Source organism: Desulfobacter sp. (genome assembly GCA_028768525.1).
GTDB lineage: Bacteria > Desulfobacterota > Desulfobacteria > Desulfobacterales > Desulfobacteraceae > Desulfobacter.
The window spans coordinates 4,614,217-4,632,318 of sequence record CP054837.1 but is presented as its reverse complement, the minus strand read 5'-3'; the positions used below and the strand labels follow the sequence as shown (position 1 = coordinate 4,632,318).

18 protein-coding genes are annotated in these 18,102 nt (G+C 55.9%); 11 read left to right on the top strand and 7 right to left on the bottom strand.

Annotation, left to right across the window (positions count from 1 at the left end; all coding sequences use genetic code 11):
• The first annotated feature begins 42 nt into the window (after nucleotides 1–42).
• The 3 genes from HUN04_20425 to HUN04_20415 are packed head-to-tail and all read left to right on the top strand — an operon-like array spanning nucleotide 43 to nucleotide 2,108.
• On the top strand, nucleotides 43–486 hold the full coding sequence (locus HUN04_20425) for a hydrogenase iron-sulfur subunit (protein WDP91951.1): 444 nt from the start codon (nucleotides 43–45) through the stop codon (nucleotides 484–486).
• Between the two features lie 21 nt (nucleotides 487–507).
• Nucleotides 508–1,176, top strand: coding sequence for a methylenetetrahydrofolate reductase C-terminal domain-containing protein (locus tag HUN04_20420; protein ID WDP91950.1), 669 nt, complete (start codon nucleotides 508–510; stop codon nucleotides 1,174–1,176).
• The gene (locus tag HUN04_20415) at nucleotides 1,173–2,108 is read left to right on the top strand and encodes a methylenetetrahydrofolate reductase (GenBank protein ID WDP91949.1); all 936 of its coding nucleotides are present in this window, start codon (nucleotides 1,173–1,175) and stop codon (nucleotides 2,106–2,108) included. The genes HUN04_20420 and HUN04_20415 overlap by 4 nt, the downstream gene beginning before the upstream one ends.
• Nucleotides 2,109–2,156: 48 nt before the next feature.
• Here the strand turns inward: HUN04_20415 and HUN04_20410 are convergent, their stop codons facing one another.
• The 4 genes from HUN04_20410 to HUN04_20395 form a co-directional block, all read right to left on the bottom strand.
• Nucleotides 2,157–2,768: a flavin reductase family protein gene (locus HUN04_20410; GenBank protein ID WDP91948.1), complete on the bottom strand. Its 612-nt coding sequence runs from the start codon at nucleotides 2,766–2,768 to the stop codon at nucleotides 2,157–2,159.
• Between the two features lie 3 nt (nucleotides 2,769–2,771).
• Nucleotides 2,772–3,887 carry a hypothetical protein gene (locus tag HUN04_20405; GenBank protein ID WDP91947.1) on the bottom strand — a complete coding sequence of 372 codons (1,116 nt, stop codon included), beginning with the start codon at nucleotides 3,885–3,887 and terminating at the stop codon, nucleotides 2,772–2,774.
• A gap of 32 nt (nucleotides 3,888–3,919) precedes the next feature.
• Complete coding sequence (locus HUN04_20400) at nucleotides 3,920–6,040, bottom strand: TonB-dependent receptor (GenBank protein WDP91946.1); 2,121 nt, start codon at nucleotides 6,038–6,040, stop codon at nucleotides 3,920–3,922.
• A gap of 164 nt (nucleotides 6,041–6,204) precedes the next feature.
• Entirely contained in the window at nucleotides 6,205–6,732 is a 528-nt protein-coding gene (locus HUN04_20395) for a helix-turn-helix transcriptional regulator (GenBank protein WDP91945.1), read from the bottom strand.
• Between the two features lie 350 nt (nucleotides 6,733–7,082).
• On the opposite strand from HUN04_20395, the gene HUN04_20390 reads away from it, so the two are divergent.
• The 7 genes from HUN04_20390 (at nucleotide 7,083) to HUN04_20360 (ending at nucleotide 13,771) form a co-directional block, all read left to right on the top strand.
• A complete protein-coding gene (locus HUN04_20390) occupies nucleotides 7,083–8,021 on the top strand; it encodes a hydrogenase small subunit (GenBank protein WDP91944.1) in 939 nt (312 codons plus the stop codon).
• A gap of 40 nt (nucleotides 8,022–8,061) precedes the next feature.
• The gene (locus tag HUN04_20385) at nucleotides 8,062–9,699 is read left to right on the top strand and encodes a nickel-dependent hydrogenase large subunit (GenBank protein WDP91943.1); all 1,638 of its coding nucleotides are present in this window, start codon (nucleotides 8,062–8,064) and stop codon (nucleotides 9,697–9,699) included.
• A gap of 151 nt (nucleotides 9,700–9,850) precedes the next feature.
• Nucleotides 9,851–10,396: a HyaD/HybD family hydrogenase maturation endopeptidase gene (locus tag HUN04_20380; protein ID WDP91942.1), complete on the top strand. Its 546-nt coding sequence runs from the start codon at nucleotides 9,851–9,853 to the stop codon at nucleotides 10,394–10,396.
• Complete coding sequence (locus tag HUN04_20375; GenBank protein ID WDP91941.1) at nucleotides 10,393–10,899, top strand: hypothetical protein; 507 nt, start codon at nucleotides 10,393–10,395, stop codon at nucleotides 10,897–10,899. Before HUN04_20380 ends, HUN04_20375 begins: the two co-directional genes overlap by 4 nt.
• A gap of 42 nt (nucleotides 10,900–10,941) precedes the next feature.
• Nucleotides 10,942–11,700 (top strand): amino acid ABC transporter substrate-binding protein, encoded by a 759-nt coding sequence (locus HUN04_20370; protein WDP91940.1) that lies wholly within the window; start codon nucleotides 10,942–10,944, stop codon nucleotides 11,698–11,700.
• A 47-nt stretch (nucleotides 11,701–11,747) separates the two neighbouring features.
• Nucleotides 11,748–12,404, top strand: a complete 657-nt coding sequence (locus HUN04_20365; protein WDP91939.1) for an amino acid ABC transporter permease — start codon at nucleotides 11,748–11,750, stop codon at nucleotides 12,402–12,404.
• A gap of 104 nt (nucleotides 12,405–12,508) precedes the next feature.
• Nucleotides 12,509–13,771, top strand: coding sequence for a PocR ligand-binding domain-containing protein (locus HUN04_20360; GenBank protein WDP91938.1), 1,263 nt, complete (start codon nucleotides 12,509–12,511; stop codon nucleotides 13,769–13,771).
• A gap of 533 nt (nucleotides 13,772–14,304) precedes the next feature.
• On the opposite strand, the gene HUN04_20355 is transcribed toward HUN04_20360, so the two are convergent.
• The 3 genes from HUN04_20355 to HUN04_20345 all read right to left on the bottom strand — a co-directional run bounded on the left by HUN04_20355 (nucleotide 14,305) and on the right by HUN04_20345 (nucleotide 16,992).
• The gene (locus tag HUN04_20355; GenBank protein WDP91937.1) at nucleotides 14,305–15,354 is read right to left on the bottom strand and encodes a cache domain-containing protein; all 1,050 of its coding nucleotides are present in this window, start codon (nucleotides 15,352–15,354) and stop codon (nucleotides 14,305–14,307) included.
• 15 nt (nucleotides 15,355–15,369) lie between these two features.
• Nucleotides 15,370–16,212: a transporter substrate-binding domain-containing protein gene (locus HUN04_20350; GenBank protein WDP91936.1), complete on the bottom strand. Its 843-nt coding sequence runs from the start codon at nucleotides 16,210–16,212 to the stop codon at nucleotides 15,370–15,372.
• A gap of 165 nt (nucleotides 16,213–16,377) precedes the next feature.
• A complete protein-coding gene (locus tag HUN04_20345; GenBank protein WDP91935.1) occupies nucleotides 16,378–16,992 on the bottom strand; it encodes a DedA family protein in 615 nt (204 codons plus the stop codon).
• Between the two features lie 259 nt (nucleotides 16,993–17,251).
• On the opposite strand from HUN04_20345, the gene HUN04_20340 reads away from it, so the two are divergent.
• Nucleotides 17,252–18,091 carry a toll/interleukin-1 receptor domain-containing protein gene (locus HUN04_20340; GenBank protein ID WDP91934.1) on the top strand — a complete coding sequence of 280 codons (840 nt, stop codon included), beginning with the start codon at nucleotides 17,252–17,254 and terminating at the stop codon, nucleotides 18,089–18,091.
• Nucleotides 18,092–18,102: the final 11 nt, after the last annotated feature.

Here is an 18,102-nt window from a genome sequence, read left to right as displayed (position 1 = left end):
TTAATTTGCATAACGCTGGTCTGCATAGATAAAGGAGGGAATATGTCAGAAAAATTTGAGCCCCGGATCGTCGGTTTCTGCTGTAAATACTGCGCCTACGCGGCCGCAGACCTGGCCGGTTCCATGCGGCTGTCCTATCCGTCCAATATCAAGATCATCCAGGTGCCCTGCACGGGGCGGATTGATGTCATCCACGTGCTCAGGGCCTTGGAGGAAGGCGCCGACGGGGTCATGATCGCCGGCTGCCTGGAAGGGGAATGCCATTTTCTGGAAGGGAACCTCAAGGCCCGGTCAAGGATTGACCGGATCAAACACCTGCTGAAAAAAATCGGCATGGACCCGGACCGGGTGGAGATGTTCAACCTATCCTCAGCCATGGGCCCCAGATTCGCAGAAATCGCATCACAAATGACCGAGCAGATACAGGCACTGGGCCCCACCCCCATCCCCCGTTCCTGCACTCCCGCGTCGGAAACCGCAGCCTGAGGGTTTAAGAAAGGAGATCCCATGATCATTGCACGAAAAAAGCCCGTTGAGGAAATCATCACCGAAATCGATCCCTATGACCGGATTTTGATTCTCGGGTGCAACGAATGCGTCACCGTGTGCGAAGCCGGAGGTAAAAAGGAGGTGGAGATCCTGGCCTCGGCCCTGACCCTGCACTACCAGGCCCGGGGCAAGGCAAAAACCTTTGGCAAGGCCACCCTGGAACGGCAGTGCGACCGGGAGTATTTAGAGGAAATCAGGGGCCGCATCCATAATTACGATGCCGTACTTTCCCTTGCCTGCGGCGTGGGGGTCCAGTTCGCAGCGGAGACTTACACGGCCACCCCCCTGCTGCCCGGGGTGGACACGGTCTGCCTGGGCGCCAACGAAGAGCGGGGGCTGTGGACGGAACGGTGCCAGGCCTGCGGGTCATGTGTGCTGGCCAGAACCGGCGGCATCTGCCCGGTCTCCCGGTGCGCCAAACGGGTGATGAACGGTCCCTGCGGCGGATCCGCCAACGGCAAATGCGAGCTGGGGCCGGATACGGACTGCGCCTGGCAGCTCATCATCGACCGGCTTAAGGCTTTGGGAAGGCTGGAAGATTACGAGCAGGTCGCCCCCATCAAGGACTGGTCAACGGACAGGGCCGGCGGCCCCAGAACCATTACCCGGGAGGACATACAACTATGAATGAAAACGGGACAGCTTCAAGCAGACTTGCACGGGTACTGAGATCCGGACAGATGGCGGTGACATCGGAATGCGGCCCCCCCAGGGGCAGCGATCCGTCCGCCATCCGGGAGAAGGGCCGCCTGATCAAAGATTATGTGGATGCGGTAAACGTGACGGACAACCAGACCGCCATGACCCGGATGTGCTCCCTGGCGGCCTGCATCCATCTCAAACAGGAGGGCATTGAGCCGGTCCTCCAGATGGTCACCCGGGACCGGAACCGGGTGGCCCTGCAGAGCGATATCCTTGGGGCCGCATCATTTAACATCCCCAACATGCTCTGCCTGTCAGGCGACCACCAAAGCTTCGGGGACTGCCCCCAGGGCCAGAATGTCCACGACCTGGACTCCATGCAGCTGGTCCAGACCGCCTGCCACATGCGCGATGAGGGCAAATTTTTGGGCGGTGATGAAATCAAGCGCCCCCCGGCCATCTTCGTGGGCGCGGCCGCCAACCCCTTTGCCGATCCCTTTGAGATCCGCATCCCGCGGCTGGCCAAAAAAATCGCCTGCGGCGCCCAGTTCATCCAGACCCAGTGCATCTACAATATCGACAAGTTCAAGGAGTGGATGCGGCGGGCATGTGACCGGGGACTGAGCGAAAAGGCCTTCATCATGGCCGGCATGACCCCCATGAAATCCGTGGGCATGGCCAAGTACATGAAAAACAAGGTCCCGGGCATGGATGTACCCGACGAGATCATCCGCCGCCTGGGGTCCGTGGATAAAAAGAAGCAGGCCCAGGAGGGCATCGAGATCTGCATCGAGCATATCCAGGAACTTGCACAGGTGGACGGGGTGGCCGGTTTCCACATCATGGCCATTGAATGGGAGGAAAAGGTGCCCGAAATCGTGGAACGAGCCGGGCTTTTCACCCGGCCCGTTGTTTAAACGCCGCTAAGGCCGGCCCCTTTTTAACGGGGCCGGCCTGTGACGGAATTACTTCTCTTCATATGTCTTTGCCAAAGGATCCCTGCCGTCCGGAAACATGGCGCCGAAGGGATCCAGCCGGCCCAAATCTGCGGCCGAGCAATAGTGCATCCCTTTTTTGCTGCCGGTCATCATCAGGGGCCTGGCCCTGTCAAGATCCAAACTGCCATCCGGGGTCAGGCAGGCGTCGTCCACCTCCAGCCGGACCACCTTCCCCATGACCAGGGTATACCCCTCTCCCCGGTGGAACCCGGCCAGCCGGCACTCCATCCAGGCGTAGGCCCCCGCTATGCCCGGCGGGCGGATCTCTTCCGAGGGTTTCTGGCTTAATCCGGCCAGTTCAAACTCGTTCTCTTCGGGTATAGAAAACCGGGCCGTTGGGATCACTTTATCCGTAAACTGCTCTCCCACCAGATTGACCACGAATTCGTCGGTTTCCCGGATATTGGCCAGGGTGTCCCGCTTTTCTGCCGAGGCCAGGCAGATCAGATCCAGGGGCCGCAGCACCGGCATGACACAGGAGTAGGGCGCGATATTGGGAATCCCGTCGGCACTGATGGAGGAGACAAAGGTGACGGGCAGGGGCATGAAGCCCTCCCGCATGAAGGGTTTAAAGAGCATGGTTTATCCTTTCTTCTCAGGTTTGGATTTAACGGGCCCGGGGGAATTCCAGCCGGGATCCTCCCCCAGCAGAATTTCAAGGGGATTGGCCCCCAGCCGGATCAATTGGTCGATCTGGCCGGCGGTGTCAAGCCGCCGGTGCTTGAGCACGGAAACAAAGTCCTGGGGCCGGTCCAGGCGGGTTGCCAGGAACCGGTTGTACAGAACGTGGAGCCAGGGCTTGTTCTTCCAGTCCAGGGGACCGTCGCCGATCCCGGCAAAGGCCTTAAAGTCCTCCGGGCGCCAGTTATAGGAAAGGACCCAGGCCTCTCCCCCCTGCCCCCTGCCCTCCCGGCGGATGATGATGCCCCCCAGGTTTTTGTAACTGCCCCCTGAGCTCTGCCAGGGACGGTTCCAGGGGTAGTTCATGGTCACATATCCGTGCTTGCCCGGGGTCAGGTTCAGGGCGGTCATGATCAAATCATCCTGGCACCAGGCCGGGACACCGATATAAATGTAGGACTGGCCGCCGGACAGGGGAAACCGGTCCAGGATGAACCGGGTGGTCAGGTAGCCGGTGGAGACCCCGCAGCAGAGGTGGTCGTGGTAGAGGCTGCCGGCCATGAGTCCGGCAGGCACGCCGTCCGCCCATCCGTTGGCCAGGGTGACCAGGGAAAAGGCATCTTTGCCCAGGGCGGCCTTAAAGGGGCCAAACTCCGTGCCCGCCGTCACCCTGACGTCAAGGGGCCCGGCAAGGGTGGTGCCCCCGGGACGGATCCGGACCAGAACCATGAGCAGTTCCTCCGGGGAGGGGCGGCTGATAAAAGCGGCCCAGGGCGCATCCGCCCAGCTGCCGTGGACAGACAACAGCGAGCCCCGGCCCGGGCTGGCATTGGTCTGCCCGGCTAAAATATCAAGGAGCAGGCAGGCGGGCCTGTTTTCAAAAGATGCCGATCCCGCATTGGTGATGCAGGCATCGATGGGGTGGGGGGCAAGGGCCGTCTTTGCGGCAATTACCGCCTCCTGTCCCAGGGCTGCCAGATCACTAGCCCCGGCAGCCATACCGGAACTCGGCAAGGCAGCCGGAACGGCGGCGGTAACCAGAAAAATAAGTATCCAGAAAAGAGATAAGGGTTTCACTTTAGTCTTCCTTTCAACTGAATTGGGGGTGATTAAAAAGAGAACCTGACACCGGCCAGGACCGTTGCACCGGCCATGGGATACCCCTGTTTTTCCTGGTAGTCCTCGTCCAGGATATTTTCGGCGGCCGCCACCAGGTCGGCGGTGGTGGTCTTGCTCTGGTATATCCGGTATTGGGCCGACAGGTTGACCAGGGTGTAGGCGGAAAGGGTGGTGAGGGTGCTGCCGCTATAATGCTCCCGCTCATCCACGTGGTTGATCCAGAGCCGGGCCGAAAAGGGGCCTCCGTCGTCCAGGGTCAGGCCGGCGTTGACCATGATTTCGGGCAGATCGGCAAGCTGCCGGGACATGGCATTGCCCGCATCCCAGGGATCGCCGGATTTGTCCCCCTCCTGCCAGGTGGCATTGGCCCAGAGGGTGAGGTGAAGGGGCAAGGGAAAGCTGAAGCCGGCCTCAAGGCCTTTGATTTCGACCGTGTCGATATTGTAGAAAACCGATCCCACCCCCGGGACCGAGACGGAGGAGATATAGTCCTTGATATCGTAGTAGTACCCACGGACAAAGAGGGTCAGGTCGTTGTCAAAGGTCTGGTCCAGCCCCAGTTCGTACTGGAGGGCCCGTTCGGAATTGAAATCCGTATTAAAATAGTTGGTGGCGTTGTTGAGGTACCACCAGAAATATTCCGGCGAGGTGGGATAGCGGTGGGCGATGCCGAACCTTGCGGTGATGCGGGTCTTTTCCCAGGGGGTGAAGGTGAGGGCCAGCCTGGGGTCGGTATGGGTTTCGCTGAGGTCCGACACCCCGGTGGCCCAGGTAAAGCCGAATGCATCCGGGTTGATGGAATCCGCCCGGAACCACTCCTGCCTCAGGCCCAGCTCCAGGCTGATCCGGTCCATCACCTGCCAGGTATCCTGGACGTAGAGGGCATGATAGGCCATGATATCCTCCTGGCCCAAAAAACCATCCCGGATAAATCTGAAAAAATTAATGGATCCGTTGAAATAGGCGGTATCGATATACTTTACCCGCTGCTCGCCCCAGCCGTGGCTGCTGGTTTCCCCGCCCAGCTCAAGGAGGTGGTCCCCCAACCTCCTTGAAAAGGCAGCGGAAAGCAGCCAGTTGTTGTCTTCGGCATCGGTTTCCCGCTCATAGATTTTCTTGTTCCGGTCTGCGGCGTCATAATAGGTTTCCACACTCTCCTGATTCCAGAGGCGCCCCTCAATCCTGAAGCTGCCGGCCTGGGTATTGCGGGCCACCCAGGCGGTGAGATCGCAGCTTTTGTCCTCGGTGAAAGAGCCCTCCCCCCATGCCTGGGCCCCGTTGATGAGCCGGGAACTGATCCCCGGCCCCCGCAGTTCCTTTTCATCGGCCAGGGGGGAATTGGGATCGTAATAGGCGCTGTCCGTACGGTTGTATACGGGATTGCCGTTTTCGGTTCTGGAAAAATCCACGGCGGTCCCGGCTTCCCACTCCCCGGGCAGGTCCAGGGAAATCCGGGCCGTGCCCCGGTCCCGATCCATAAAGTTGTTTCTCAGGTATCCGTCGGTCTCATAGTGTCCGGCGGATACGCTCCAGCCCCAATTTCCCTTTTTCCATGCATGGGCAACACCGGCATTGAGGGTATCCAGGCTGCCGGCGGTGAGGCTGACCTGGGTGACCGGGGTGGTGTCCGGCTGCCGGGTTTTAAGGTTGACCACCCCGCCCAGGGTGTTTCCGTATTTTGCCGGGCAGGCGCCCTTGAAAATTTCCACGGATTCCAGGGATTCCGCCGAAAAGGCCCCCCAGTCCACGGCGCCGTTGCCATAGGAGCCGTCCCGGTTCAGGGGGATCCCGTTCTGCCTGACACTCAGGCGGGTCTCGTCGAATCCCCTCACCCTCAGGGCGCCGGAGCCGGTGCCGGACTGGCTGGTCCGGCGGATCTGTACACCGGCTTCACTGGCCATGGTGTCCAGGATATTGCCGCTGGGAAGCGGGGTTTGGATTTTCTTTATATCCACGACCAGGGCCTCGGGGTCGGTCCTGTCCGCTTTGTCTGAAACCACCATGGGTTCCAATTCCGTAACATTTTCGTCTGCAGGTTGTTGGGCCAGGCCGGGCAGGGTCCAGAAAAGGAGCAGGCAGGCCGGGAGTGCAGCATGTTTCAACAGGTTCATCAGGAATCTCCTTTAGGTTCAATCATTATTGATTCAGCGACCTGACCGGCCCATAAAAAAAGGCCGCGAGGCATACCCGCGTTTTGCAGGTAAGGACCTTCGTGGCCTTAATCTTAATATATCTGCCCCGTGCCCCTGCCCCCATACTGCGGGGGCGCACCGGATCAGGTCAGAAGATGGTGGATCAGCAATAGCTGTGCATCTTCCATAATTTCTAGTTCATGCTCATGCAGTGCCTTGAACCGGAGGGCCTCTCCGGGGCCCAGTTCCCTGGCCGTTCCCATGACGGAGATCCTCAGCCTGCCCGATGTCACCAGGCAGATCTCGGCGGTATGGTCATGGAGTTCCGGAACCGACACCGACCGGCACCCCTTTGGCGCCTTGAGGTGAAAGGCCTCAAAGCCGGGAAAGGAGATATGAACCCCTTTGAATCCGTCCCGGTCATAGGGGGCGGTGCGGCCGGATTCGGCGCCACCGGTCTCGGCCATCTGGATCAGCTGGCTTGCGGTGAGTCCGAACACCTTTCCGATGGCGTTGAGGGTTTCCACGGTGGGATTGCCCTTTCCCGATTCAAGTTTGACAACGGTTGCCCGGGTGATATTGGCTTGGTTTGCCAGCGCTTCAGCGGTTATCCCCCGCTTCATGCGGAGGCTCCGAACAATGGAAAAGTCAAAATTTCTGCATTCATTCATGACAGGACCATGTATATTATAATGACCATTATGTCAATTTAATTATACAAAAGAATGAATAAAGTGAACACATGCGATCTATTTGTATCGCCTTGAACTCGAAAAGGCACCACCCTAAAATTAACGAAAGTTGCCGCAAACCCGGTCTTGAACGGGGATGGCGAGCCCTCCCCGCCCAAGGCCTGGACACCGTGGTGGCGTCTTGGGAGCCCCTTTACACCAGCGATTGAGATCATCTATCCCTTTTGAAATTTCGATCAGAACAATCAATTTGCCTCACCGGGGCCCAGGCTCTATGTAAGACTTGGCAGTTAACTATGATAAGAAATCATAATTCCTATGGAGGTGTGATGACACAAAAAACCACAGAATTTTATGAGACCCTGGAAAAAAAAGGGGTGAGCCGGAGGGACTTTTTAAAGTATTGCACAGCCCTGACCGCAACCATGGGCCTCTCCTACTCCTGCGTGGGGCAGGTAGCTGAAAAAATAGAAAAGGCGGCGGCCCAGCGGCCGGCGGTTGTCTGGCTCCACTTCGGTGAATGCACCGGGTGCTCCGAAGCCTTTTTGCGTACCCCTGATGTGGGGGCCCTCATCCTTGAAACCATTTCCGTTGAATACCATGAAACCATCATGGCGGCCTCGGGCCACCAGGCCGAAGAAAACCTTCACAACGCAGTAAAAAAATACGATGGGAAATTCGTCTGCGTGGTTGAAGGGTCAATTGCAACGGCATACAACGGCGCCTACGGCAAGGTGGGCGGACGGACCTTCCTTGAAATAGCAAAAGAGGTTATTCCCCACAGCGCCGCCGTCATTGCGCTTGGCACCTGCTCCGCATACGGCGGCCTGCCCGCGGCAGAACCCAATCCCGGCGGCTACAAGGGGGTCAAAGACGCCATCGGCGTAAAGACCATCAACCTGCCCGGCTGCCCCACCAACCCCATGAACCTTCTGGGCACCATTGTTAAATACCTGAACAATGAACCCATGGAACTGGACGATTACGACAGGCCCATGTTCGCCTATGGTGAGACCGTCCACGACAACTGCCCCCGGCTCCATCATTATGAAGAGGGCAACTTTGTGGAGGAATTCGGCTCAAAAGAAGAAGAGTTGGGATACTGCCTCTACCAGATGGGCTGCAAGGGGCCTGAGACCTACAATAACTGCCCCACCGTCAAGTTTAATAACGGCACCAGCTTTCCCATCCAGGCCGGTCACCCCTGCATCGGCTGCAGTGAACCGGAATTCTGGGACAGCATGACCCCATTTTACGAAGAATCGTAACGACTCGGTCCAACCGTATTAAATTTGAAAGGAAAATATCATGGGCAAAAGAATCCTCATTGATCCCATTACACGTATAGAAGGCCACCTGAGAATTGAGGTGGAAGTTGAAAACGGCAAAGTCAAGGACGCCTGGAGTTCCGGGCAGATGTTCCGGGGCATTGAAATCATGCTCAAGGGCCGGGACCCCAGAGATGCTCAGCATTTCGTCCAGCGGTCCTGCGGGGTCTGCACCTATATCCACGCCCTCTCCTCGGTGAGGGCCGTTGAAGATGCCTGCAATATCGTTATTCCCCAAAATGCCAGAATTATCCGTAACCTGCTCCACGGCGCCCAGTACCAGCACGACCATATTGTCCATTTCTACCATCTCCACGCCCTGGACTGGGTGGACATCGTATCGGCCCTGTCTGCGGACCCTGTTAAAACCGCCAAGCTCTCGGAAAATGTGTCCGGCCGGCCCGGCACATCCGAATATTTTAAAACCGTAAAGGAAAAACTGGCCACCTTTGTCAACTCCGGACAGCTGGGCCCGTTCAACAACGCCTATTGGGGCCATCCCGCCTATAAGCTTTCCTGCGAGGCCAACCTCATGGCCGCCGCCCATTATCTTGAAGCCATCAAGCTCCAGGCCAAGGCCGCCCGCATGCATGCCATTTTCGGCGGCAAAAACCCCCATCCCCAGTCCCTTGTTGTGGGCGGGGTTACGTCCAGGGGCGACCTCACCCCGGAACGGATCAACGAATTTGCCGGCATCCTCAAGGAAACCCAGGATTTTGTGGAACAGGTCTATATTCCCGACCTTCTGGCCGTTGCCTCCTTCTACAAGGACTGGGGAGCCATCGGCGGCAATAATGAAACGTATCTCTGCTACGGCGACTTTCCCCGGGCCGGAGTCAACGATGACCTGCTGCTTCCCGCCGGCGTCCTGGAAGGGGACCTCACCCCCAAGGCGGTGGACGTAAACCAGATCACCGAAGACGTCACCCGGGGATGGTATGAACCCGGCAGTGCCAAGCATCCATTTGAAGGGGAAACCCGGCCCATCAAGGGCGAGGTCACCTATGACACCGACGACAAGTATTCCTGGATGAAAGCCCCCAGGTACAAAGGCAAACCCGCCGAGGTCGGACCCCTTGCCCGGGTCCTGGTGGCCTATACCCAGGGCCAGAAAGATGTGGTCAAGCTGGTGGATCATGTGTTGAAGACATTGAATGTCGGCAAAGAAGCGCTGTTCTCCACACTGGGCCGTACCGCCGCCCGGGGCATTGAAACCCTCGTGGTGGGCCAGGCCATGCCCGGCTGGGTGGAAGAATTGAAGTCCAACATCGCAAAAGGTGACAAAAAGACCTACCAGTCCTGGACCATGCCGGACAAGGGACAGGGATACGGCCTCAACGACGTGCCCCGGGGCGCCCTGGGCCACTGGATCAACATCGAAGGGGGCAAGATCAAAAACTACCAGTATGTGGTGCCCTCCACCTGGAACCTGGGGCCGGCCGACGGCAAAAACCAGAAAGGGCCGGTGGAAAGATCCCTTATCGGCACTCCCATTGCCGATCCCAAGCGGCCCCTGGAAGTGCTGCGCACCGTGCACTCCTATGACCCGTGCATTGCCTGCGCCGTCCATGTCATTGATCCCCACACCAATGAGACCTACAAGGTCAGTGTGATTTAAACCGCAATCCCCAGGGCTCCGGCGGGACTGCCGGAGCCCTGGCTTTGATATAACGGCCATGGGCCGGCCTGGTCTTTCACCCAGGCTGGCCCATAACAAAGATTGAAAGTTACCCCCTGGTTTGCCAGGGCTTTTCATATAAAAGGACAATATGACTGAGACCAATACCCGCCCGGACAATTGCAAGAATAATATTACCGTCCTGGGGGTGGGCAATATCCTCTACAAAGACGACGGCGTGGGCATCCGGGTGATCCAGCGCCTGGAGGAAAAATACGAATTTTCAGATAATGTCATCCTGGTGGACGGGGGCGTCCTGGGGATCAACCTTCTTGGGGTTATTGCCCAGGCCGGCCGCCTTCTGGTGGTGGACACGGTGCTCAACAACGGCCGTCCCGGTGATCTTCACCGTCTGGAGCACCATGAGATCCCGGACCGGATCCTGGCCAAAAACTCCCTCCACCAGGTTGACATGATCGAAGCCCTGACCCTGTGCAAGGCTTTGGACCACGTCCCCCAAACCACGGTCATCGGCATTGAGCCCAAGGACCTGTCCACCCTGGACGATTGTCTCACCCCGGAAATCGAAGACCGGCTGGGAGCGCTCACTGATGCCGTACTTGACGAGATCCAAAGCCTGGGCGGCAGCTTTACCCTGAAATCCCAAACCGCCCTCTCCGGGGAAACCGCGGAATGAACCGGAAAAACAGGCTGGTGATTACGGCCCACTGCATCCTGAACACCAACGCCAAAATCCATCCCCTGGCCCAGCGGCCGGGCACCCACCTCGATATCCTGGCCCCCTACCTTGAAAGGGGGGCCGGGATCTTCCAATTGCCCTGCCCTGAAAATGCCTTTCTGGGCATGAATCGCTGGGGCATGACCCGGGACCAGTACGATACCCCGGCTTTCAGGGACCATTGCAGGCAGCTTCTGGCCGCGCCCCTTGCCCAGATCCGATCCCTGGCGGACAACGGCTGTAAAATCGAAGCGGTGGTGGGCATGGACAAAAGCCCCAACTGCGGGGCAAACCAGACCTGCATCGGTTTCACCGGGGGCGAAATCTGCGGCCCCGGCACCCTGGCGGACCAGTCCGGCCGCCTTAAATTCATCCCAGAAAAAGGCCTCTTTTTCCTCATCCTCGACCAGATGCTCCGGGAAGCAAACCTCAATGTCCCGTTTACGGGCATTTCAGAGTAATCTTTAGTACAAAACTGATAAAAGAATAAAAAGGAGTTAAAGATGAAAAAACTGATCCTCTTGGCTGTACTCGTACTTGTCCTGGGGGCCCACCCCTCATGGGCCGCCGACGCATCCTGGCAGCAGGTAAAGGAGAACAACCGGCTGACCGTCGGGTTCTGCGCCCACTATCCCCCCTTTGAATCCAGGAATGAAAAGACCAATGAGCTGGAAGGCTTTGACGTGGACATGGGCCGTGCCCTGGCCCAGGCCATGGGCGTGGCACCGGCATTTGTGGATGCCGAATGGCAGGGCGGGCTGAAAAAAGGGGACTATGATATCCTGATCACCTGCATGTCCAAATCCGAGGCCCGGGCCGACCAGGTGAACATGAGCGATGTCTACTACCGGCTCCCCGATGTCATGGTGGTGAACAAGAAGAATACCGCCATCAAGACCCGGGCGGACCTCAAGGGCAAAACCGTCGGGGTCCAGGTGGGATCGGGCAGCGAGCAGATCGCCGACAAAATGGCCGCCGACTTCAAGGAAATCAAGCGGTACAATTACAACCCCGAGGCGTTCACAGACCTGGCCCACGGCAGGATCGACGCCGTGATCGTGGGCTATGCCTATGCCGTGACCCAGATCAAGAAGACCCCGGCCTTTAAAGTTGTGGGAAAACCCCTCCACGAGGCGGAAATCGTCATGGTCATGAAAAGCGGGGCGGACCAGCTCACCCAGAAGGTCAACCAGGCCCTGGCCGCCATCCAATCCAACGGCACCTATGAGGCCATCCTGAACAAGTGGCTGGCCCTGGATTAAACCGTGGCTCAATGGGGATTAAAACTGAATTAGCTCGGGGCGACTGAATGGACTTTCAGCCGGAGATCATCCTGAACGCCCTCCCCCTGCTGGCAGAGGGCCTGAACATGACCCTCAGGTTCTCTGCCGCGGCCTTTGCCCTGGCCCTGGTCCTGGGCTTTGCCGTGGGGGTGCTGCGCTATAAATCCACACTGCTCTACCGGCTCCTGGCCCCCTATGTGGAAATCGCCCGGGGCACCCCCCTGCTCATCCAGCTTTATTTTATCTATTACGGCCTGCCCTCCCTGGGCATCACCCTGGGATGCTTCACCGCAGGGGTTCTGGGCCTGGGGCTCAACTCAGGAGCCTATATCTCCGAAATCGTCAGGGGCGCCCTCTACGGGGTGGGCAGGGGGCAGGCCGAGGCGGCCGCCGCCATGGGGCTGACCTGGTTCCAGACCATGGTTCTGGTGGTGGTCCCCCAGGCCATGCGAACGGCCCTGCCCCCCCTGGTCAATGCATTTTCCGCCACCATCAAAGACTCCTCCCTGGTTTCGGTCATCGCCGTCACCGAGCTGACCCGGGCCAGCCAGCTGGTCTACACCCGGACCTTCAGGGCCTTTGAAATCTACCTCGTGGTCGGCCTCGCCTATTTGGCCGTCATCCTTTCCATCTCCTTTATATCGGGAAAACTGGAATCCCGGCTGGCCATCCGGAACCATTGACGGTACCGCCGTCCTGGCCGTCCCAATGACTTTACCTTAAGCCTTCGGCAGGACAGGCCCGGATGGTGTAAAGGCTTTTGATTTTAGCTGTTTTTTGGGATATCATGGGATTACCGCTTGCAAAAAGCCACCATAAGAGAGAGGGCACCATGGACTGTCCCGCCTCCCCCGGGGAGATGGAATTTTCACTTTCGGAACTGATCGACATCCCGGTATTTCAGGGGTTGTGCGACAGTTTCTTCAAACTCACCGGCTTGCCCACGGCGATCCTGAACCACCAGGGAGAGATATTGATCGCCAGCGGCTGGAAGACCATCTGCACCCGCTACCACCGCGTGAATCCGGCAACGGCGGCAAGATGCCTGGAAAGCGACACCATCCTGGCGGGCCGCCTGCAAAAAGGGGAGAAATTCACCATCTATCAATGCAAAAACGGACTCATCGACGTGGCCACCCCCATCATCATAGAGAACCAGCATATGGGCAACCTCTTTGCCGGACAATTCCTCTTTGACAAACCGGATATGGATTTTTTCGTCGCCCAGGCAAAGGACTTCGGCTTTGACAGGGAAACATACCTGGCCGCCCTGGCCGATGTGCCCATTCTCACCCATGAAGCGGTGACCAAAGCCATGAACTACCTGGTGGATCTGACCGATGTCATCGCCCGGGCCGGTATTGATAAGAAACGCCTTCTGGAAATGAACCGTAACCTGGAATATCAGGTCAGAGAACGGACCAAGGCTCTCAAATCGGAAAAAATCTTTTCAGACTCTCTTATCCGGAGCCTGCCGGGGGTGATGTATGTCCTTGACCGGTCCGGCCAATTCACCAGGTGGAACCGCAACCTGGAGGCCGTCACCGGGTACAGCAAAAGGGATATCATGAAAATGGATTCCATGGAGCTGATTGCCGGCCCGGACAAACCCAGGGCAAAAAAGGCCCTTGCCCAGGTTTTCAAAACAGGGCAGGCCACCATCGAAGCGGGATTTAACACCATTTCCGGCCGGGTGATCCCCTACCTGTTTACCGGGTTTAAATTCAGGCAGAAGGGCGAGGATTATCTCATCGGCGTGGGGCTTGATATTTCGGAACGGCTCAAAACGGAAAACGAAAAAGCGACGCTCATTGGAAAACTGCAGCAATCCCTGGAGGATGTGGAGCAGTTAAGCGGTCTGCTGCCCATTTGCGCCTCCTGCAAAAAAATAAGAGATGACAAGGGGTATTGGAATCAGATTGAATCCTATATTCACAAGCATTCCAGAGCCCAATTCAGCCACGGCCTCTGTCCGGAATGCTCGGATAGGATATACGGGGACCAGGCCTGGTACAAAAAAATGAAAAAAAAGACGCCGCCGTCATCATGACCAGAGCTGCTGGATAAGATCGGCCAGCACCCGGATACCGGGGTGTCCCCGGTTGGACCTGAGGTGAACCAGTGACAATTGGGTGACGATGGGATCGTGCCCCTCCCAGATGAATACCGTGCCGGCGGGGACTTAACAGACACCGAGATTTCGGACATCTGAAAAAAAGCCGTTTATCAGGAAACTGAAGCGCTGTCACCCTGGCGCATCTTCTTAATTTACTTGCTTTTTTCCCCTTGGGGTGCCTAATGTTCTGAATTGAACCCGAAAAAAGGAGTCCCATGAAGAACGCCAGCATACGATACTGCAGAATCTGAGTCCACAACCGAATATTTGCCGCCCGTGTGGCAGCCTTCATTAAAACCGAATCCGGAATCGAAGTCGATTTGGACCCAAGCGGTAAAATAGGAGAATTTACAGTTTGGGTCGACGGGAAATTAATCGAAAAAAAGGACAGGCTTAAATTTCCGGATAAATATAAAATCCTCAGTGCCCTGGAAAAGGAATGCCGGCCGGAAAAGGTTTGATACGGCCTAATCCTTTTTTTTGCTTTGGGCCTGTCTTTCCTTCATTTTGATATACCATTCCTCATCCCCGTACATGTGATCGGAACATTCCGGGCACATGCCGTGGCTGAACCGGGCCCCGGTAGTTTTCTCAACATACTGCTCAACCTGATGCCAATAGCCTGAATCATCCCGGATTTTTTTACACCTGGAACAGATGGGCAAAAGGCCCTGGAGCTGTTTCACCTGGGCAAGTGCCTCTTGGAGGTCGTCAATGGTCTTTTCCCTTTGCCGGGCAATCTCCATCTCCTTATTACGGCTGCGGATCAACTCTTTTTTCATGTCCATAAACGACCCGGCCAGTTCTCCGATTTCATTGTCCTGGTGTGACAGGGATAAAAGATTCGGTGTCGCTTCATCCCTGAGGATTGTTTTGCACTTATCTTTTAGCAGGGACAGGGGGGTAAGGACATTTTGTTTCAGCAACCTGAATACCAGCAGGGTGATGATGCCCGAGGAAAAAATGACGAATAATGAATATTTCAGGATGAACTGATTTAAAACATCGTATTGGACATAGCTGTCCACAGAAAAGGCCACATACCAGTTCCAGGGTTTAAATTGTTCAAAGACACACCATTTCTGGATGCCCTGCCAGGTATACTCAAATGCCCCTCTGCCGTGTGTCGTGATATACTTATAAATGAACACTTCGTCTTTGCTGGGTTTTCTGTTTAGCCCGGCACTGGGGATCGTGGGATGCATGATGATATTGGAATCGGCGTCAAGGATGAAGGGATAGGTGTGTTTGATATTTTTATAGTAGGACGCTTTTAATTCCCTGATGAGGTCTTTTTTATACAGGTCTTCGTAGATATTTTCCATTCCGGTTCTCAAAAGATTCTGATGTTTGTTTTTAATAAAGATCACCACAATCTTTAACCGCTCCTCATAATCCTTTTGTATATGCGCCTCAGCAATTTGTTTGAGGTGGATAAAAGAATAAAGGATCATCAGCAGGCTGAGCAGGATGAAAACAGAAACGAAAAAAATGGTCAGTTTTTTATTCAGGGACATCGGCGGCCTCCTTTATCATGGGACCAGTTTGGACAGCCGGCCGCTTTTTGCCAGTGTTTTCAGTCCAAGGTTGAAGTCTGCCACAATACGCCGATGGTCCGGCCTGGCCTTGGATATCAATATGTGAAGTGTCTTGGTTGTCAGGGAAGGGCCAAGTGCCCTGAGGGTTGGCCGATGGTTTGCAAATTCATTGTTTAAATAACTTTTGGCCACCTGTTCCGAGATCACGATGATGTCCAGCCGCCCGGCGATCAGATCCATGAACAACTGCCTGGGTTCAGGCACTTTTATTTTATTCAGCATCCGGGCATGGTCGAATTCTCTGTCGTATATGTATCCCGAGGTGATGCCGATCCTGAAGCCCTTCAGATTCGTTAGATCCTCGTCATAGCATGCCTCTACATCCTTTCGGGTGATGAAAATCTGCTTCACCACCGTAATCGGCAATGTAAAGGAAAAGTCCGCCTTCCGCTCCCGGGAGAAAAACGCCCCCAGAATCCCGTCCGCCTCACCGCTGCGGGCTAATTTTTTGGCGGTTTCCCATTCGTGGAAACCGACGGATAATTCATATCCCGCCTCATGAAAGGCCTTGCCTGCGATCAAGGTAAGAAACCCCTTGTCTTTCAATTCCGGGCCGTAAAAGGGCGGCCAGGTGTCAGTGACCAGGTGAATCTTCCTAAGGGGCCGGGGAATCGTTTCCCCCCCTGCGGCACCTGAATCATGGAAAAAGACCGTCAGGCAGAGGATCAGGGCGGCAACCGCTGTTTTCCGGAACCACCCCGGGCCGGACAGGGCGGCTCCCACCCGGGGCCAGGCCCTTTTCCCGCACATCTGTTGGGTATTTTGATTTTTCGGCATATGTCTCTCTCGCCCCCAGGGCGGTTGCTGATGCAAGAGGTCTTAACCGGGCGTCAGGGCAGATAAAGAGGAGCTATGACAAACAGATCTGAGGCAGGCGTCCCGGATTCATGACAGTCTACCATGAATCCGGGAGATGTTTCAATTACCCATGGAAATACACGGTCAGTTGACCATCAGTTTGATGACCACGAACCCGCCGATGAGCAGGGCCGTGAACAAAATGGCCAGCTTGTTGAAGTAGCGGTCGATCCATGCGGTGATGGGCTCCCCGTATTTCCAGATAATGCCGGCCACCAGGAAAAACCGCATGGCCCGGCTCACGGTGGAGGCAATTAGGAAGAGGGGGACATTGATCTTGGACACCCCGCCTGCAATGGTGATGATCTTATACGGGATGGGGGTGAAACCGGCGGAAAACACCACCAGAAAGGCGTTATCGTCGTACATCTGCCGGACCTTGAAAAAGACGTCATGGGTAAATCCCGGGATATAGCTGAAAAAGAAATTGGCAAAGGATGAAAATTCCTCCCCCCTGTACCAGAGTTCATGGCCGATAAAATAGCCGAACATACCGCCGAACACAGAGCCCAGGGAACAGACCAGGGCATATTTAAAGGCCCGGGAGCGCATGGACACGGCCAGGGCGATGAGCAGCACGTCCGGCGGTACCGGGAAAAAAGAGCTTTCGGCAAAGGAAAGAAAAAAAAGCGCAGGGGTGCCGTAGGGGGTTTCGGCCCAGTGAAGGACCCAGTCATATAATCTTCGAATCAGTTTCATCCGTCATCTCTTTAATTTTGGTATACCATATTCAGGCGCCATGCCGGAGGCCATGATATACAAAGAACGGGCCAAAAAAAAGCGAAATCTTCCCTCCCCTGCCAGGCTGTGACGGAAATCCACTATCCCATTGATTTATGGAAGAACTCTGTATATAACAAAATTAGCACTGAATCTCCCGGTTATCCGTATCCATACACCTGTTATCGATTTAAATTCTGCTGATTCCCCGTCAACCGTCAAAAAAGGAAGGGAATAAATGAGTCAACAGGATCAACTTCGCACCCTGATCAGCAAACAGGACAATATAGAGGCGGCCATTGATGCCCTTTACCCCCTTTTGGGCGGCGAAGAAGAAAAACTGCTGCTGGACAACTGGGGGGCGCAGCTGGCTGCCGGCAGGGAGGACTGGCGTGCCGGAATCATCGGCAATGGGGAATACAGCCAGACCCGGGCAAGAATCCGGATGGCTGTTCTGAAAATGATATCCGAGATAAGCCCATCAGATCACTCCGTATTCATTTCATACAGCCATAAAGACCGCCGTACCGCAGCCATGATCGCCGATGAATTAAAAAAGGAGGGGATTTCGGTGGTCATTGACAGCGAGGCCCTGGACGAAGGGGGGAATATCAAAGGCTTCATCCTGGATGCCATCAAAAAAACCGATGTCACCCTGTCCCTGGTATCCAATTCAAGCCTGATGTCGGCCTGGGTCTGTCTGGAAACCGTCCATTCATTTGACCGGGCCCTGTTTGACGATGGTAAAAGAATAATTGCCTGCTACATTGACGACGATTTTTTCAGGCCCGGTTTCCAGATCGAACTGACCGGGAAAATAGATAAAAAACTTGCAGAAATAGACGGATACATCCGCGATGCCCTTGAACAGGGACTTGATTTCGCCTCCCTGAATCAAAACCGAAGCCGGCTTTTGGATCTCAAGCACCATCTGGGCAGGATTTTAAATGCGCTGCAGGAACATAAATGCCTGGATCTCAAGCCGGACAGCGGGAACGGCGGCAGCTTGGAACAGGACCGGTTCAAGGATAAAATCAGGCCGCTCATCCGTGCAATCAAGGCCCAGGCCGCTTTTTAAAGTCCATGACA

Bases quoted from the DNA above. Each gene is read 5' to 3' on its own strand.
- HUN04_20425 (WDP91951.1), top strand. From the start codon at position 43: ATGTCAGAAAAATTTGAGCCCCGGATCGTCGGTTTCTGCTGTAAATAC.
- HUN04_20420 (WDP91950.1), top strand. From the start codon at position 508: ATGATCATTGCACGAAAAAAGCCCGTTGAGGAAATCATCACCGAAATC.
- HUN04_20415 (WDP91949.1), top strand. From the start codon at position 1,173: ATGAATGAAAACGGGACAGCTTCAAGCAGACTTGCACGGGTACTGAGA.
- HUN04_20410 (WDP91948.1), bottom strand. From the start codon at position 2,768: ATGCTCTTTAAACCCTTCATGCGGGAGGGCTTCATGCCCCTGCCCGTC.
- HUN04_20400 (WDP91946.1), bottom strand. From the start codon at position 6,040: ATGAACCTGTTGAAACATGCTGCACTCCCGGCCTGCCTGCTCCTTTTC.
- HUN04_20395 (WDP91945.1), bottom strand. From the start codon at position 6,732: ATGAATGAATGCAGAAATTTTGACTTTTCCATTGTTCGGAGCCTCCGC.
- HUN04_20390 (WDP91944.1), top strand. From the start codon at position 7,083: ATGACACAAAAAACCACAGAATTTTATGAGACCCTGGAAAAAAAAGGG.
- HUN04_20385 (WDP91943.1), top strand. From the start codon at position 8,062: ATGGGCAAAAGAATCCTCATTGATCCCATTACACGTATAGAAGGCCAC.
- HUN04_20380 (WDP91942.1), top strand. From the start codon at position 9,851: ATGACTGAGACCAATACCCGCCCGGACAATTGCAAGAATAATATTACC.
- HUN04_20375 (WDP91941.1), top strand. From the start codon at position 10,393: ATGAACCGGAAAAACAGGCTGGTGATTACGGCCCACTGCATCCTGAAC.
- HUN04_20370 (WDP91940.1), top strand. From the start codon at position 10,942: ATGAAAAAACTGATCCTCTTGGCTGTACTCGTACTTGTCCTGGGGGCC.
- HUN04_20365 (WDP91939.1), top strand. From the start codon at position 11,748: ATGGACTTTCAGCCGGAGATCATCCTGAACGCCCTCCCCCTGCTGGCA.
- HUN04_20360 (WDP91938.1), top strand. From the start codon at position 12,509: ATGGGATTACCGCTTGCAAAAAGCCACCATAAGAGAGAGGGCACCATG.
- HUN04_20355 (WDP91937.1), bottom strand. From the start codon at position 15,354: ATGTCCCTGAATAAAAAACTGACCATTTTTTTCGTTTCTGTTTTCATC.
- HUN04_20350 (WDP91936.1), bottom strand. From the start codon at position 16,212: ATGCCGAAAAATCAAAATACCCAACAGATGTGCGGGAAAAGGGCCTGG.
- HUN04_20345 (WDP91935.1), bottom strand. From the start codon at position 16,992: ATGAAACTGATTCGAAGATTATATGACTGGGTCCTTCACTGGGCCGAA.
- HUN04_20340 (WDP91934.1), top strand. From the start codon at position 17,252: ATGAGTCAACAGGATCAACTTCGCACCCTGATCAGCAAACAGGACAAT.